Genomic DNA, 15,624 nt, shown 5'->3' on the forward strand with positions numbered 1-15,624 from the left:
AAATTGCCTTAGTCACGTAATTAGTTGCCTAAGGCAAATAATGTCAAGTTGTTCCAGAAGGGCTCAGGCACGCATTTTTCACCTCACTGACGCAGCGTGACGTTGCACGTTGACGCCGCCGGGCGGTTCGATACGTTGAGCTAACGTTGCGTGAAGCGCTGCAAGGCGAGGGCGGCTCCGACCGCCCGCTGCCGGCAGTGCCAAAAGCTCTATGAAGGCGTGCCTTGATCTATCTTCTTCGCCACGGCGAGACCGTGTGGAACACGCTCGGCCGCTTCCAGGGACAGAAGGACTCACCGCTGACCCAGCGCGGCATCGAGCAGGCGGATCTCGTTGCCGCTCTCCTCTCGGCGGAAATCGCCGCCGAGGCGCCAGCCTTCGAAATGCATGTCAGCCCGCTTGGCCGAACCTGCGAAACGGCCAATCGCGTACAGCGGGTCCTGCCGCTTGCGCGTCGCGAGGACGCGCGCCTGATGGAGGTTTCGGTCGGCTCCTGGGACGGGATGACGATGTTCGAGATCGACAACGAGTTTCCGGGCAGGCTCGACGGTTCTGACGCTTTCGACTGGTATTTCCGCTCGCCGGATGGAGAGAGTTTCGATGCCGCCTGCGCCCGGGCACAAAGCTTTATCGCCGATATCCGGCGGCCGACCGTCGCGATTTCCCACGGGCTGTTCGGCCGGTTGCTGCGCGGCGTTTATGCCGGTCTCTCGCAGCGGGAAATGCTGGAGCTGCCGGTTCTGCAAGACGGCTTCTACCGCCTCCTCGAAGGCGAATTCCATCTCGTAGAGGGTGCTGCGGCGGGCGTTCGCGCCTACTGCATGTCTCCTTAAATCGTCCTCGATTGAAAGAAAAAGACCTGCAACCAGATCAAGTGTTACAGCGACCTTTGCGCGATTGATAAGACGCGCGGCGCCTTAGTCACGGTCGACGGCCGGGCACGGGCATCGTTTTTGAAGGCATCTCTAATTTAGATGGCCGATCGCGCCTGCGTGCGATAGTATTTGTCCGGTAACCTCCTTGGTCCGGACCTCCGTTGAGGCCGCCTTTCCCAAGAGTAGGCAGACCCATGGAGCAGAGATTAGCCGCAGTGCTGGCGGCCGATATGGCCGGTTACTCCAGGCTGATGGAGGCCGACGAAGCGGGAACGCTTGCGCGGCTTCGAACCCACCGCATCGAGCTCATCGACCCGGCGATCGCCAAGAACAAGGGCCGGCTGATCAAGACCACCGGCGACGGCATGCTGGTGGAATTCCAGAGCGTGACCGATGCGGTCAAATGCGCCGTCGAGATCCAGCAACGCATGAGAAGGCGCAATTCCGATGTGCCGGAGGACCGGCGGATCGAATTCCGCATCGGCATCAATCTCGGCGACATCATCTTCGAGGACGACGACATCTTCGGCGATGGCGTCAACATCGCCGCGCGCGCCGAGCAACTGGCCGAGGTCGGCGGCATCTGCGTGACCGCGGCGGTAGCGACGCAGGTGGCCGACCGGCTGGAACTGCCGATCGACGATCTCGGCGAGAAGACACTGAAGAACATCAGCCGCCCGGTGCGCCTCTACCGCATCGGGCTCGAAAGCGTCGAGCTGCCGGCCTCGTCGGCCAAGGCCGAGGCGGCGACGGGCGTCTGCAAGCCGACGATCGTCGTTTTGCCCTTCGACAATATGAGCGGCGATCCGGACCAGGAGTTTTTCGCCGACGGGCTGACGGAGGACATCATCACCGAGCTTTCGCGGCGGCACGAGCTCTTCGTCATCTCGCGCAATTCGAGCTTCGTCTACAAGAACCATTCGGTGAACGTGCGCGAGGTGGCCGCCAGCCTCGGGGCGCAATATCTGGTGGAAGGCAGCGTGCGCAAGATCGGCGAGCGGGTGCGCGTCACGGTCCAGCTCATCGATGCCGCCAACGACGCCCATATCTGGGCCGACAAATACGACCGGCAGCTCGACGACATCTTCGCCATCCAGGACGAGGTGACGGCGGCGATCGCGGCGACCGTGCCGGGGCGGCTGGAGGCGGCGCAGCGCGACCAGCTCTCGCGCACCAAGCCCGCCAACATGGCGGCCTATGAATGTGCGCTGGCGGCCAAGGTGCTGCATCACCGCAGCAGCCCAGCCGATAACGCCGAGGCACAGGCGCTGATCGACCGGGCCGTTTCGCTCGACCCCGGCTATGCCCACGCCCATGCCTGGCGCGCCTGCATTCTCGGGCAATCCTGGGTCTATGGCTGGTGCGCCGACAAGGAGGCGACCTGGGCGGAGGTCAATGCCGAGCTCGAACGGGCGCTTTCGCTCGACGACAACGACGCCGACGTTCACCGGATCCTGGCCGCCGTCAACGTCAACACCAACGAACTGACGACGGCGCGCTATCACCAGGAGCGGGCGCTGTTCCTCAACCCCAACTACGACCTGGTGGTGGTGCAGCAGGGCGAGCTTCTGACCTGGCTCGGCCGGCCGGAGGAGGGGGCGGAGTGGATCCTGAAGGCGATGCGGCTGAACCCGCACCACCCGGAGCGCTTCTGGAGCCATCTCGGCAAGGCGCATTTCGCTGCCCGCCGATATGGCGAAGCGATCGAGGCCTTCATGCATCTCTCGGCCATGGACGAGACCCAGCACGCCTTCGTCGCCGCCTGCCACGGCTGGCTTGGCGACGGGGTCGCGGCGGGCGCGCACATGGACAAGGTGCGGGCGCTCAACCCGGCATTCGAGATCGAGACGTTTCTGTCGACGCTGCACTATGCGCAGGAGAGCGACACGCAGCACCTGCGCGACGGGCTGGCGAAGGCGGGGGCCGGATAAGGACCGGCCCGCATCCTTCGGGTCGGCACGTTGATGCAAGAATAGAATCAGAGGCCAGGAGGATTGTGTTTCTGCCCCTGACAACGCAATTGCGGGGCCTTCTACGCCTTCGGGAGAGGTGGCTATGGAAGCAGTTCGCGCAGAGCGGCGGCTGGTGGCAATTCTCGCCCTCGACATCGTCGGTTACTCGCGACTGATGGAAGCCGACGAGGCGCGGACACTCGCCGCCATCAAGGCGTGGCGCGCAGACATCTTCGATCCCCTTCGGGAAGACTATCACGGGCGCATCGTCAAACTCATGGGCGACGGTGCGATCGTGGAGTTTGGCTCCGTCGTCGATGCCGTCGCCTGTGCCGTCGCGGCGCAAAAAGTGGTTGCCGCGCGCCAGGCGGATGTACCGCCCGAACACCGGTTGCAACTGCGCATGGGCATCAATCTCGGCGATGTCGTCGTCGATGGCGACGACCTGCTCGGCGATGGCGTCAATGTCGCGGCCCGCCTCGAGCAGATGTGCGAGCCGGGAGGGCTGTTCCTGTCCGGCACCGCTTTCGATCATTTGCAGGGCAAGTTCGAATTGCCGCTGGAATTCATCGGCGAACACCATCTGAAGAATATCCAGCGGCCGGTGCGCGTCTACCGGGTACCGTTCAAGGGACACGCCGGGCCTCGGCGCCTGTACCTCAAGCATCTTCGCGGCTGGGGAATTGCCGCTGGCTTTGCCTCCCTCGTCCTGGCGGTCTTTGCCGCAACATGGCTGGTGCAGAGGCGCGAGAGCGCCGACGCGGCGTCCGTTGCGCGGATGGCGTTGCCGCTGCCCCAGACACCGTCGATCGCGGTCCTGCCCTTCGAAAATCTCAGCTCCGATGCGGCGCAGACCTACTTCGCCGACGGAATGACCGACGACCTGATCACCGAACTCTCGCAGCTCTCGGGCATCTTCGTGATCGCGCGCAACTCAACCTTTGCCTACAAGGGCAAGCCCACCAAGGCGCAGCAGGTGGCCGAGGAACTGGGCGTCCACTACATCCTCGAGGGCAGCGTGCGCCGCGAGGGAAATCAGGTGCGGGTCAATGCGCAGCTGATCGACGCGATCGACGGGCACCATCTCTGGGCTGAGCGCTACGACGGCGAAATGAGCGGCGTGTTCGGGCTGCAGGACAGGGTGATCGGACAGATCGTCTCGACGCTTTCCGTAAAACTGACGAGTGCCGAGAAGAGCGTAGCGGCGGTGCCGGAAACGACGAACCCGCAGGCCTACGACACCTTGCTGCGCGGCTGGGAGCATCTGCGCCGGGACACCGAGGCCGAAACGGTTGCGGCTTCCACCTTCTTCCAGAAGGCGATCGTGCTCGATCCCGACTATAGCCGTGCCTACGCGTCGCTGGCGGCGGCAAACTGGCGGGCGAGCGTGCTCTCCTTCGACTATTCCCGCAGGGAAGCCGCGTCCAGGAACCTCGCCAGAAACCTGGCAAAAGCGATGGAGAGGCCGGCACCGCTTGCCTATGCCGTCTCGGCGCAGGTGCTTGCGCAGCAGGGGCGCTATGACGAAGCGTTTGCTGCCATCGGCCGGGCGGTAAAGCTGGCGCCGAACGATCCCGACAACCATGTCGGCATGGCGCGCATTCTCAACGCGAAGGGACGCGCGGCCGAGGCCGAACAGGAGGTGCGCCAGGCGATGCGGTTCGATCCCCATCCTTCGCGGGCAACGCTGCGCATGCTGGCCGTGTCGCTCTTTTCCCAGGGAAAGTACGAGGAAGCCGCCGACACCTATGAACGCGTGATCGAAGGGAAGGCCGCACTTCTGGCGGACTACGCCACTCTGATCGCAAGCTACGGACATCTCGGGCGCACGGGCAGTATTGCGGCGCTGGTCGACCGGTACAACAGGTTGTCCCTGTCGTTCCTGGGCGATCCGCTCACCGTCCAGGAAAGCGCCTATGAATGGTATGGCAGCGCCTTCAGCTACCACAGGCCCTATATTGCGCGCCTGCAGGAAGGGTTGCGCAAGGCCGGATTGCCCGAGGGGGCCGGCACGGACCTGGCGATTGCCGACTATGCGAAACTCATGACGCTGACGAAGGGCGAACTGAGCGTCGACCGAACGATAAAAGTCGATGTGGCGGAGGCAAGGGCGCTGCTTGCGCGCGGCGTCACCTTCATCGATGTGCGGGCGCCGCCCAACTATGACAACGGCCATATCCCGAAGGCCGCCAACCTGTCGCTCGTCACCGGCCTGTCGAGGGAAAGCCTCGCCAAAGTGGCGGGAAAGGAGGACGAGGTCGCCTTTTATTGTCACGGCAGGAACTGCACCTATGCCGCCTATGCGTCGGCCAAGGCGGTCGCCTGGGGCTACATGCGCGTCTACTATTTTGCCGGCGGATTTCAGGACTGGGACGACGAGGGCTATCCGCTCGTGATCGAGGTCCGGAAGTAGCCTGGTCCGTGACCTGAACCGTAAAGTCCGAGGAGTTGTGCCAGGTATTGAGTTAGAGATCCAAGGTTTCTCAGGATAAGTCGGACCGTTTCTGCGCCCTTTTCTTCATCCGAAATGCCTTCCGGAACAAGCTTTAGCTCCTTGGCTAGCAACTTCGTCAGTTCGGGAAGGTCTGCCTTTTGGGAGACCTGAATCCCGCGCTTCGACAATCGTCTGCAGGAACCTAACTATTTGATTCTGTGGCATCTTCCTGCCTTCAAGTCATTCGCCTTGAAGGCAGGAAGTTCCAGGCCTCAGGCCTCGTGGCAGACCGCCTCGATGTTGTGGCCGTCCGGATCGAAAACGAAGGCGGCGTAGTAGTTGGCGTGGTAGCGCGGGCGCAGGCCGGGGGCGCCGTTGTCCTTGCCGCCTGCCGCAAGTGCTGCGTGGTAGAAGGCGTCGACCTGCTCGCGCGTTTTGGCCATGAAGGCCAGGTGAAGATGCGCCGGCTTCTCATCCGTCTGGTAGAGGCACAGCGACGACTTGTCGTCCGTGCTCATCTCGACGCCGTGCGCACCATGATCGACCACGGAGACGCCGAGCGGTTCGAGCGCCTTCAGGTAGAAGTCGAGGCTTGCCGCATAATCGCGGACACCGAATTTGACGTGGTCGAACATGAACTCTCCTATGCGTTCCTGAGGAAGCAGCCGTCCCATGGCCGCATCGCGGCCCCTTCCGGCAAATACCCTGATGGTCCGTCATAGGCAACAACGGCGGCGGCGCCCCGCAAGTCTCCGGCAGGGTGCGCCGCCATGTCATCGGGAGCCGTCCAAGGGGCAGGCGCCTCGCGCCGCTCGCGGCCTTGAGCTTAAGCGGTGCAGACCTCGCGCACGCAGGCCCTTAGCCAGCGATGCGCCGGATCGGCGTCGAGGCGGGGGTGCCAGAGCAGCGAGATGGTGATTTCGGGCAAAGCGACGGGCAGGGGGAAGGTGACGAGGTTTTCGCGCAGGCTTCCGGTATAGCGCTCGGGGACGCTGGCGATGAGGTCCGTGGCGCGAGCAAGCGCAAGGGCCTCAGAGAAGCTGCCGACGGCAGCGGCGATCTCGCGGCTGAGGGTAAGGGCGGAAAGGGCGGCATCGATCGGGCCGGTGTCGTTGCCGCGTCGCGAGACGTGGATGTGGCGGGCGCTGGCGTAGCGGGTGGGCGTGATCTCGCCTGATGTCAGCGGGTGGCCGGGGCGGATGACGCCGACGAAACGGTCGCGGAAAAGCGCCTGGGCGCGAAGCTCCGGGCCGGTCGTCTCGCTGATCACGCCGGTTTCGAGGTCGACCGTTCCTTCCCGCAAGGGGCTGCTTTCCCGGTCGAGCTTCTGCACGAAGCGCAGGCGCACGCCGGGCGCTTCGCTTCCGACGCGGGCAATCAGGGCGGCGCCGAAATTTTCGACAAACCCCTCGCGGTTCCTGAGCGTGAAGGTGCGGGCGAGCGTCTTCAGGTCGAGGTTTTCGGCCGGGCGGAGGCAGGCCTCGGCCGCCTCGACGAGCGGGCCGATGCGGCTGCGCAGTTCCAGTGCCCTGGGGGTAGGTACAAGCCCGCGGCCGGCGCGCACCAGCAGCGGATCGCCGGTCGCCTCACGCAGCCTTGCGAGCGCCCGGCTCATGGCCGAGGGGCTGAGCCGCAGGCGCCGGGCGGCGCGGGCGACGCTTCCTTCAAAAAGCAGCACATCGAGGGTCACGAGCAGGTTGAGGTCCGGTCTGGTCATGTCCCTTCATAACACGGCTCGCCGGTAATGTGGCGTCAAACGCACGAATGAAGTGCAAATGCTGCGTCTTCCGCCATATCAGGCGCCGGGCTAGCTTTTCGGGAAACTGAATTGGAGGATTTTCCTGTGATCCCAATATCTTTCGCGCCCGTCGCCGCTGGCGCGCTTCCCTTATCGCTGACGCTCCGACACCGCCTGGTCTTTGGGCTGCCCGGCCGGAAAGAGCCCGAGATGCGGCGGCCCGCTTTTACGGCAGGTACGGTCTCGACGGCATGGCGAATTGAAACCGCGTCCCGCGGAACCGTGGGCAAGGAGGACGGCCGATGACTGAGACAAGCTGCGATCCCGGCAGTTCGCCGGCCAAGTCCGCCGTCTCCACCGGCTGGGTGCTGGCAAGCCTGTCGCTTTCCATGCTGCTCTCCTCGCTCGGCACCAGCAGCGCCAATGTCGCGCTGCCGGCGCTCACTGGCGCCTTCGGCGTCTCGTTCCAGGCGGTGCAATGGGTGGTGCTTGCCTATCTGCTGTCGATCACCACGCTGATCGTCAGCGTCGGGCGGCTCGGCGATATCGTCGGCCGGCGGCGGCTGCTTCTGGCCGGCATTGCGCTTTTTACCGCTGCCTCGGTTGTTTGCGGCCTGACGCCGGACTTTGCGCTGCTGATTGCGGCGCGGGCGATGCAGGGCATCGGTGCTGCGATCATGATGGCGCTGACCATGGCCTTTGTCGGTGAGGCGGTGGCCAAGGAGCGGACCGGCAGCGCCATGGGGCTCATCGGCACGATGTCGGCCATCGGCACCGCGCTCGGGCCGTCGCTCGGCGGCGCGCTGGTCGCCGGCCCCGGCTGGCGGGCGATCTTTCTCGTCAACGTGCCGCTCGGGCTTGCGGCGTTTCTTCTCGCCCGCCGGCATCTGCCGAGAGACCGGGACCTCGAGGGCAGGGCGCGCCCGCGCTTCGACGTTCCCGGAACGCTGCTGCTCGCGCTTTCGCTCGGCGCCTATGCGCTGGCGATGACATCAGGGCGCGGCAGTTTCGGCTTGCTCAATGGCGGGCTGCTCCTGGCTGCCGCCTTAGGCTTGGGACTGTTCCTGCTGGTCGAGGCAAAGGTAGCCTCGCCGCTGATCCGGCCGGCGATGTTTCGCGATCCGGGCTTAAGCCTCGGGATTTCGACCAATGCGCTGGTCTCGACGGTGATGATGGCGACGCTGGTGGTCGGGCCGTTTTACCTGTCGCGCGGGCTCGGGCTCGATGCTGCACGGGTGGGGCTCGTCCTGTCGGTCGGTCCCGTCATCTCCGCCTTCGGTGGCGTGGTTGCCGGCCGCATCGTCGATCGCCTGGGGGCGGCGTCCGTCGTGGTGGTCGGTCTTGCGGCAATGGTCGCGGGCTCAGCGGCGCTCGTGCTGCTGCCAGGGCCCCTCGGCGTCGCCGGCTATGTCGCGGCGATCGCGCTGCTGACGCCCGGCTACCAGCTCTTCCAGGCGGCCAACAATACCGCCGTCATGGCGGATGTGGGTGCCGACCGGCGCGGCGTCGTCTCCGGCCTGCTCAACCTCTCGCGCAACCTCGGCCTCGTGACCGGCGCGTCTGTCATGGGCGCGGTCTTCGCCTCGGCCGTGGCGGCAGGCGATATCGCCGGGGCGGCGCCTGAGGCGGTGGCCTGGGGCATGCAGGTGACCTTCACGGTGGCCGGACTTTTGACGGTGATGGCGCTTGCGATCGCGATTGGGAGCAGGGCGCTCGGCAAGCGGATCATCCGGAGCGAAGAGGCATCGGCGTAGCGGAGGGGGCCGTCTTGGGGCGATGGTGATCGGGCGACCCGAGCGAGACGACCGGCCGGCTTTCAGCGGTCGGCATCCGGCCGGCTGCACCAAGCCTCGGAGGTGAGGCTGTAGCTCTGGTGCAGGATCTCTTCGCCCCTTGAACGGGAGTCCTTTCGCATCGAAAGCTGCGGGCGAAAGTCGAGCTTGAGCAGCACCTTGCCGGATGCGAGATTGTCGGCCGCGTGGCCTGTTCGAAGCGTCGAGAGCCGGACCTGACAGAATGCGAAGTCGACAACGGCCTCGGCTGCCTCGAAGGCATAGCCCTGTCCCCAGCTCGGCTTTTCCAGCCAGTAGCCGAGCTCGCCTTCGTCGCCGTCGATCTCGTCGAGATCGACCAGACCGATCATGCGGCCGGCGCGCTCGACGGCAAATCGGAAGGCCGTGCCCGCCAGCCACTCGCGCGGATGCTCGCTGAACCAGCCGGTCATGTCGTCGAGATCGGGCGGGAACTGCGCCATGCGCAGCATGCGCGTCACATCCCAATCGGACTGGATCTCGAAGGCGCGGCTCGCATCCGCGGGCGTTGTCGGGCGCAGCACGAGGCGATCCGTGCGGAGGCGCACGGATCGGGAGAGGCCGGATTTCATCGCTGGCGATTTGCTCGTCGATTTGGTGGTCATAGGCCTTTGACCGTGCGTAGCCGAAAACACTGGCGGCGAGCTTAGCGTGGCGGCGGCCGCCGACAACAGCAGACAAGTGCCGGTGTTTCGAACCTTGGATGCAAGCGGCGCTTAGGCGGCCTGTATGCCTTCCAGCCTGGCGCGAAGCGATTCGAAATCCGGCACGAACCAGATGGATGTGCCCTTGTTGGTCTCGCGCACGAAATCGGTCAGCGCCTTGCTGGCTTCGAGCCTGGCACCGATATCGCCGACGATGGCGAGCCGCATGTGGTAGTTGACGAATTTCTGGAACACTTCGCCGGCGACGCGGGTCGAAAGATCGAGAAAATCGGGACCGAGCCGTTCCACCGGGATCGCCACGACCGTCGCCTCATGCCCCCAGGCGTCGCCGAGAAAATCATTGGCGTCGCCCGGCCTCGCGAGGAGAGGGCCATTATCAGCGCATTGCAGCACGCGCGCGGTTCCGATTTCGATCAGCTGTGTCATGCGCCAACAAGTAGGCTGCAAAGCCCAGGGTTGCAAGAGCGGTCACCTCGGGTTCTGCCGTCGGGGCAGGTTACGTTCAATACCGGCACGTTCGTTCCTGTATTCGCGTGATCTGCCTGGATCGGCCGACCGGGCGTCAGGCGATGTATTTTAAGAAATATATCGACACTCGCAAAAGCTGATTGGCGTCCGCAAGTTACGCCGCAACGAAGCTTGAGAATTTCTCGGAATTCGGGTGCCGGTTTCCTGTCAATTTGACACAGATCAATGACCCCATCGGTTCGGCATCTACTCTGGGGCACGGTGAAGATCTGTCATCGGCCGGTCATGGGATTGATTTTTATTTCCGGTGGCGCATCTTACCTTGGATTGTGTTGGGGGACGCAGGAATGTCGGAAGTCGTTCAGGCACAGCCGATCGAAAAGCCGCCGCGCTCGCGGCGCGCGGAGCTTATTACCTTCTTCGTGCTCGCCTTCGGCATCTGGCCGATCGTCGCCGTCGGCGTGGTCGGCGGCTATGGCTTCCTCGTGTGGATGCTGCAGATCATCTTCGGCCCGCCGGGCCCGCCCGGGCATTGAGGTCGAGCCATGAAGGTGGAACCTCTCTCACGCCGTGAACTCTTTACCGGCCGCGCTGCTGCAAAGCCCGTCCGCATCCGCCCGCCGGGTGTTTTGGAATTGAGCCTTGCCGCCTGCACCGGTTGCGGCGCCTGCGCCGAGCGATGTCCCACCGGCATAATCCGTCTTGAGGGCGGCCATCCCTTCGTCGACTTTTCGGGCGGCGAATGCACCTTCTGTGGTGCCTGCGAGGAAGCCTGTCCCGAGCCCGTGTTCGAGGCGAAGGACGTGCGGCGTTTTCCGCATGTCGCCGCCATCGCCGATACCTGCCTGGCGCGCCGCTACGTCGCCTGCCAGTCCTGCGGCGAAAGCTGTCCCGAGCAGGCGATCCGCTTTCGCCCCCGCATCGGCGGTCCGTTCCTGCCTGAGATCAACGAAGCCAGATGCACCGGCTGCGGCGCCTGCCTCAGTGGCTGCCCGGTGAGCGCGATTGCGGTGAAGGCATTGGAAGCGGAGGTGGCGCATGTCTGAGGCCGCAGCGACGAGGGCGGGCACGCCCTATCACATATCGAGCGCCGTGGTCGCCACGATGCCGCAGGCCACCGAGGCCGTGCTGGCGACGCTCGCGGACATGGAAAACGTCGAAATCCACGGCCATGGCGGCGGCAAGATCGTCATCGTCATCGAAGGCAAAAGCACGGGCGCGCTCGGCGAACGCCTGACGCAGATCTCGCTGCTCGACGGCGTGATCTCGGCCAACATGGTTTTCGAGCATGTGGAAATGGAAGAAGAAAGGCAGGAGCCATGAGCGGAGAACTGACGCGGCGTGACATTCTGAAGGCCCATGCGGCCGGCATCGCCGCCGCCACGGCTGGCATTGCGCTGCCTGCCGCCGCACAGCCGGTGCCGGGCGGCGTCAACGCGCTGGAGATTAAATGGTCCAAGGCCCCCTGCCGCTTCTGCGGCACGGGCTGCGGCGTGATGGTCGGCGTGAAGGAGGGCCAGGTGGTCGCCACCCATGGCGACATGCAGGCGGAGGTCAATCGCGGCCTCAACTGCATCAAGGGCTATTTCCTCTCCAAGATCATGTACGGCAACGACCGGCTGACGACGCCGCTCTTAAGGAAGCGCGGCGGCACTTATGCCAAGGACGGCGAGTTCGAACCCGTCAGCTGGGACGAGGCCTTCAACGTGATGGCCGAGCAGGCCAAGAAGGTCCTGAAGGAGAAGGGGCCGACGGCGGTCGGTATGTTCGGCTCCGGCCAATGGACGATCTTCGAGGGCTATGCGGCGACGAAGCTGATGCGGGCGGGCTTCCGCTCCAACAACCTCGACCCCAATGCCCGCCACTGCATGGCGTCGGCGGCCGTCGCCTTCATGCGAACCTTCGGCATGGACGAGCCGATGGGCTGCTACGACGATTTCGAGAACGCCGACGCCTTCGTGCTCTGGGGTTCGAACATGGCGGAGATGCACCCGATCCTCTGGACCCGCGTCGCCGACCGGCGTCTCGGCCAGCCGCATGTGCGCGTCGCGGTGCTTTCGACCTTCACCCATCGCAGCATGGACCTGGCCGACATTCCGATCGTCTTCAAGCCGGGCACCGACCTCGTCATCCTCAACTACATCGCCAACCACATCATCCAGACTGGCCGCGTCAACGAGGACTTCGTCAACAAGCACACGAAGTTTGCCCGCGGGGTCACCGATATCGGCTACGGGCTCAGGCCCGACAATCCGGTCGAGGTCAATGCCGCCAATTCCAAGGACCCGGGCAAGACCGAGCCCATGGATTTTGCGGCGTTCAAGGAGTTCGTTTCCGAATACACGCTGGAAAAGACCGTCGAGATGACCGGCGTCGAGCCGGAGTTCCTGAAGCAGCTTGCCGAGCTCTATGCGGATCCGAGCCGCAAGGTCATGTCGCTCTGGACCATGGGCTTCAACCAGCATGTGCGCGGTGTGTGGGCCAACCAGATGGTCTATAACCTGCATCTCCTGACCGGCAAGATCTCCGAACCGGGCAACAGCCCGTTCTCGCTGACCGGCCAACCGTCGGCCTGCGGCACCGCGCGCGAAGTCGGCACCTTTGCCCATCGCCTGCCGGCCGATATGGTGGTGACCAATCCCGAGCATCGCAAGCATGCCGAGGAGATCTGGCGCATCCCGCACGGCATCATCCCGGAAAAGCCCGGCTACCACGCCGTGCAGCAGGACCGGATGCTGAAGGACGGGAAGCTCAATTTCTACTGGGTGCAGGTCAACAACAACGTCCAGGCGGGGCCAAACACCGCCAACGAGACCTGGCAGGGCTATCGAAACCCGGACAATTTCATCGTCGTGTCGGACGCCTATCCGACGATTACCGCGATGAGCGCCGATCTCATCCTGCCCGCCGCCATGTGGGTGGAGAAGGAGGGGGCTTACGGCAATGCCGAGCGGCGCACCCATGTCTGGCACCAGCTCGTCCAGGCCCCGGGCGAGGCGCGCTCGGATCTCTGGCAGATGGTGGAGTTCTCCAAGCGCTTCATAACCGACGAGGTGTGGTCGAAGGAGATCCTCGACGCCAGCCCCGAATATCGCGGCAAGACGCTGTTCGATGTCCTGTTCAAGAACGGCGAGGTCGACCGCTTTCCGATCACCGACGTCAGCGCCGAGTATGACAACAACGAGGCCAAGGACTTCGGCTTCTACATCCAGAAGGGCCTGTTCGAGGAATATGCGGAATTCGGCCGCGGCCACGGCCACGACCTCGCGCCCTATGACACCTATCATGAGGTGCGCGGCCTGCGCTGGCCTGTCGTCAACGGGCAGGAAACGCGCTGGCGCTATCGCGAGGGCTTCGATCCTTACGTGAAGGCAGGCGAGGGCGTGAAGTTCTACGGCAACAAGGACGGCAAGGCGATCATCCTTGCCGTGCCCTACGAGCCGCCGGCCGAATCCCCGGACGAGGAATACGATACCTGGCTGGTGACCGGCCGCGTGCTCGAACACTGGCACTCGGGCTCGATGACCATGCGGGTGCCGGAACTCTACAAGGCCTTCCCGGGGGCGCGCGTGTTCATGAATGCCGAGGATGCCCGCAAGCGCGGCATCAACCAGGGCATGGAAGTGCGCATCGTCTCGCGGCGCGGCGAAATCCGCTCGCGCGTCGACATCCGCGGCCGCAACCGCATGCCGCCCGGTGTCATCTTCGTTCCCTGGTTCGACGCCAGCCAGCTGATCAACAAGGTTACCCTCGACGCCACCGATCCCATCTCCAAACAGACGGATTTCAAAAAATGCGCGGTCAAGATCGTTCCCGTCACCCTCTAGGGTGGTCACGGCTAACCGAGGCCGGTTCGAAACGGCCTTTCTGGATAGCCCTTGCGGCTGCTCTGATGGTCTTCGTCACCACGGCGGCTGTCGCGCAAGTGGCCGAAAGGCTGGTGCCCCAGCTTGAAGGACCAACGCCGCAGATGGCGACGGAGGCGGCAGCGCCGCTGCCGAAATGGGTGGTCGACGACAAGCGCAAGATGCGCGCCTATCCCGACCAGCCGCCGGTGATCCCGCATTCGATCGAGGGCTACGAGCTCTCGGTCAACGCCAACCGGTGCCTCTCCTGCCACAAGCGCGAGTTCACGCAGGATTCCGGCGCGCCGATGATCAGCGTCACCCACTACATGACGCGCGACGGGCAGATGATCGCCGACGTTTCGCCCAGGCGCTATTTCTGCACCGCGTGCCACGTGCCGCAGGCCGATACCAGCCCGCTGGTGCCGAGCAATTTCAAGGACATGAGCGAGTTGGGCTTCAAGCCGGCCGGAAGCGAGTGACGACATGATCGCATGGATCAGGAAAATCATCCTCTGGGCCTGGGGCATCATGAAGACGCCGGCGGGCACACTGGGTCTCGGCTTCCTCACGCTCGGCGGCTTCATCGGCGGCGTCATGTTCTGGGGCGCGTTCAACACGGCGCTGGAGATCACCAACACCGAGAAGTTCTGCACCTCCTGTCACGAGATGCACGACAACGTCTACCAGGAGTTGACGCGCACCATCCACTTCTCCAACCGCTCGGGCGTGCGCGCCAGCTGCCCGGACTGCCACGTGCCGCACGAATGGACCGACAAGATCGCCCGCAAGATGCAGGCCTCGAAGGAGGTCTGGGGCAAGATCTTCGGCACCATCAACACCAGGTCGAAATTCCTCGAAAAGCGGCTGGAACTGGCGCAGCACGAATGGGCACGCATGAAGGCCAATGACAGCCTGGAATGCCGCAACTGCCACTCCTCCGTCGCCATGGACCTGCAGAAGCAGACGCAGCGCGCCGCCGAAATCCACACCCGCTATCTGCTGTCGGGCAAGGCGACCTGCATCGACTGCCACAAGGGCATCGCGCACGAGCTGCCCAACATGGAAGGCATCGACCCCGGCTGGAAGATGCCGCCGGAACTGGAAGGCAAGAAGATGGCCAACCAGACGCCGATCGACGACCTCCGGCAGGCGATGGCGGACCTGCATATGCAGGCGCAATAGCCAAAGGTTCCGTCGGCAGACAAAGGCGATGACAGGGGGCCATGCCGGTACGGCGTGGCCCTCTTTTTTACGGTCCTGGGCAGCGTGAGGCCAACAGAGCCTCCCGCTTGCCAACGGCCAGGCAAGCGATGGGTTCTGCTGGCGCCAACATTGCCTCCCTCATTCCTGTGCTTGTCACAGGAATCCAGCCGCGTCGCGTCCGCGGCGCGAGGAACTTTTCCCGCCAAGCCGGAAGGTAACGTGCCAAGACAGTACTTCCCGCCGCGCCAACGCACCGCTGCTGGATCTCTGTGACGAGCACAGAGAAGAGGGTGGGTGGGGCTGGCCTCGTGCCAAGCCGCCAGATGAGGGGAGTGAGTTGGGGTGGCTTGAGCCGACGGCGCACATTCGGATCTGGGCGATGGTCTCGTCGAGCAGCGCTTTTCTCTCTTCATTTCCCCGCGCCAATCTTTTTTCGGAGAATATTCGCCACCGCTGTCGGCACCGCCATTTGCCGTTCGTCATTTAGCCAGGGAGGCAATCTGGCTTCCTCCACCGGAGCGGGATAGGAAAAAAATCCGCGCGGGTCTTTCGCCCGCAATCTGCTCTACCTATCTGGGTTTCACCACGCTGGCACCCCAGAGGTCACGAGGACCGGGACTGGCGTGACAG

At 64.2% G+C, this 15,624-nt stretch carries 14 protein-coding genes and 1 pseudogene; 10 read left to right on the forward strand and 5 right to left on the reverse strand.

Translation table 11 applies throughout. The features are described from left to right. Positions 1–224 precede the first annotated feature (224 nt). The 3 genes from XB14_RS05650 to XB14_RS05660 all read left to right on the forward strand — a co-directional run bounded on the left by XB14_RS05650 (position 225) and on the right by XB14_RS05660 (position 5,240). A complete protein-coding gene (locus XB14_RS05650) occupies positions 225–833 on the forward strand; it encodes a histidine phosphatase family protein (protein WP_077960680.1) in 609 nt (202 codons plus the stop codon). 236 nt (positions 834–1,069) lie between these two features. After that, positions 1,070–2,806: an adenylate/guanylate cyclase domain-containing protein gene (locus XB14_RS05655; RefSeq protein ID WP_077960681.1), complete on the forward strand. Its 1,737-nt coding sequence runs from the start codon at positions 1,070–1,072 to the stop codon at positions 2,804–2,806. 124 nt (positions 2,807–2,930) lie between these two features. Further along, positions 2,931–5,240, forward strand: coding sequence for a rhodanese-like domain-containing protein (locus XB14_RS05660; RefSeq protein ID WP_077960682.1), 2,310 nt, complete (start codon positions 2,931–2,933; stop codon positions 5,238–5,240). Here the strand turns inward: XB14_RS05660 and XB14_RS33905 are convergent. From XB14_RS33905 to XB14_RS05675, 3 genes are all read right to left on the reverse strand, one after another. Continuing rightward, positions 5,210–5,449 carry an abortive infection family protein gene (locus XB14_RS33905; protein WP_077960683.1) on the reverse strand — a complete coding sequence of 80 codons (240 nt, stop codon included), beginning with the start codon at positions 5,447–5,449 and terminating at the stop codon, positions 5,210–5,212. The two genes, XB14_RS05660 and XB14_RS33905, sit on opposite strands and share 31 nt — an antisense overlap. 84 nt (positions 5,450–5,533) lie before the next feature. Continuing rightward, the gene (locus XB14_RS05670; protein ID WP_077960684.1) at positions 5,534–5,896 is read right to left on the reverse strand and encodes a VOC family protein; all 363 of its coding nucleotides are present in this window, start codon (positions 5,894–5,896) and stop codon (positions 5,534–5,536) included. A gap of 191 nt (positions 5,897–6,087) precedes the next feature. Then, the gene (locus tag XB14_RS05675; protein ID WP_077960685.1) at positions 6,088–6,978 is read right to left on the reverse strand and encodes a LysR family transcriptional regulator; all 891 of its coding nucleotides are present in this window, start codon (positions 6,976–6,978) and stop codon (positions 6,088–6,090) included. A gap of 323 nt (positions 6,979–7,301) precedes the next feature. On the opposite strand from XB14_RS05675, the gene XB14_RS05680 reads away from it, so the two are divergent. Then, positions 7,302–8,753, forward strand: coding sequence for an MFS transporter (locus XB14_RS05680; RefSeq protein WP_077960686.1), 1,452 nt, complete (start codon positions 7,302–7,304; stop codon positions 8,751–8,753). A gap of 62 nt (positions 8,754–8,815) precedes the next feature. On the opposite strand, the gene XB14_RS05685 is transcribed toward XB14_RS05680, so the two are convergent. Together XB14_RS05685 and XB14_RS05690 are read right to left on the reverse strand one after the other, a co-directional pair. Then, complete coding sequence (locus tag XB14_RS05685) at positions 8,816–9,415, reverse strand: GNAT family N-acetyltransferase (protein WP_234803974.1); 600 nt, start codon at positions 9,413–9,415, stop codon at positions 8,816–8,818. A 111-nt stretch (positions 9,416–9,526) separates the two neighbouring features. After that, the gene (locus tag XB14_RS05690; protein ID WP_077960687.1) at positions 9,527–9,901 is read right to left on the reverse strand and encodes a DUF4180 domain-containing protein; all 375 of its coding nucleotides are present in this window, start codon (positions 9,899–9,901) and stop codon (positions 9,527–9,529) included. Positions 9,902–10,290: 389 nt separating this feature from the next. Here XB14_RS05690 and napE point away from each other — a divergent pair, with 389 nt between their 5' ends. The 6 genes and pseudogenes from napE to XB14_RS05720 all read left to right on the forward strand — a co-directional run bounded on the left by napE (position 10,291) and on the right by XB14_RS05720 (position 14,973). Then, a complete protein-coding gene (gene napE / locus XB14_RS05695) occupies positions 10,291–10,479 on the forward strand; it encodes a periplasmic nitrate reductase, NapE protein (protein WP_077960688.1) in 189 nt (62 codons plus the stop codon). Between the two features lie 9 nt (positions 10,480–10,488). After that, the gene (gene napF, locus XB14_RS05700; RefSeq protein ID WP_077960689.1) at positions 10,489–10,989 is read left to right on the forward strand and encodes a ferredoxin-type protein NapF; all 501 of its coding nucleotides are present in this window, start codon (positions 10,489–10,491) and stop codon (positions 10,987–10,989) included. After that, positions 10,982–11,288 (forward strand): annotated as a pseudogene (locus XB14_RS05705) (chaperone NapD). Before napF ends, XB14_RS05705 begins: the two are co-directional and overlap by 8 nt. After that, complete coding sequence (gene napA, locus XB14_RS05710) at positions 11,263–13,770, forward strand: periplasmic nitrate reductase subunit alpha (protein ID WP_077960691.1); 2,508 nt, start codon at positions 11,263–11,265, stop codon at positions 13,768–13,770. Before XB14_RS05705 ends, napA begins: the two are co-directional and overlap by 26 nt. Next, positions 13,737–14,270, forward strand: a complete 534-nt coding sequence (locus XB14_RS05715; protein WP_077960692.1) for a nitrate reductase cytochrome c-type subunit — start codon at positions 13,737–13,739, stop codon at positions 14,268–14,270. Before napA ends, XB14_RS05715 begins: the two co-directional genes overlap by 34 nt. A 4-nt stretch (positions 14,271–14,274) precedes the next feature. After that, the gene (locus XB14_RS05720) at positions 14,275–14,973 is read left to right on the forward strand and encodes a NapC/NirT family cytochrome c (RefSeq protein WP_077960693.1); all 699 of its coding nucleotides are present in this window, start codon (positions 14,275–14,277) and stop codon (positions 14,971–14,973) included. The last annotated feature ends 651 nt before the right edge of the window (positions 14,974–15,624 follow it).

The sequence above is a fragment of the Ensifer adhaerens genome (assembly GCF_002007205.1).
GTDB classification, from domain to species: Bacteria; Pseudomonadota; Alphaproteobacteria; order Rhizobiales; family Rhizobiaceae; genus Ensifer; species Ensifer adhaerens_D.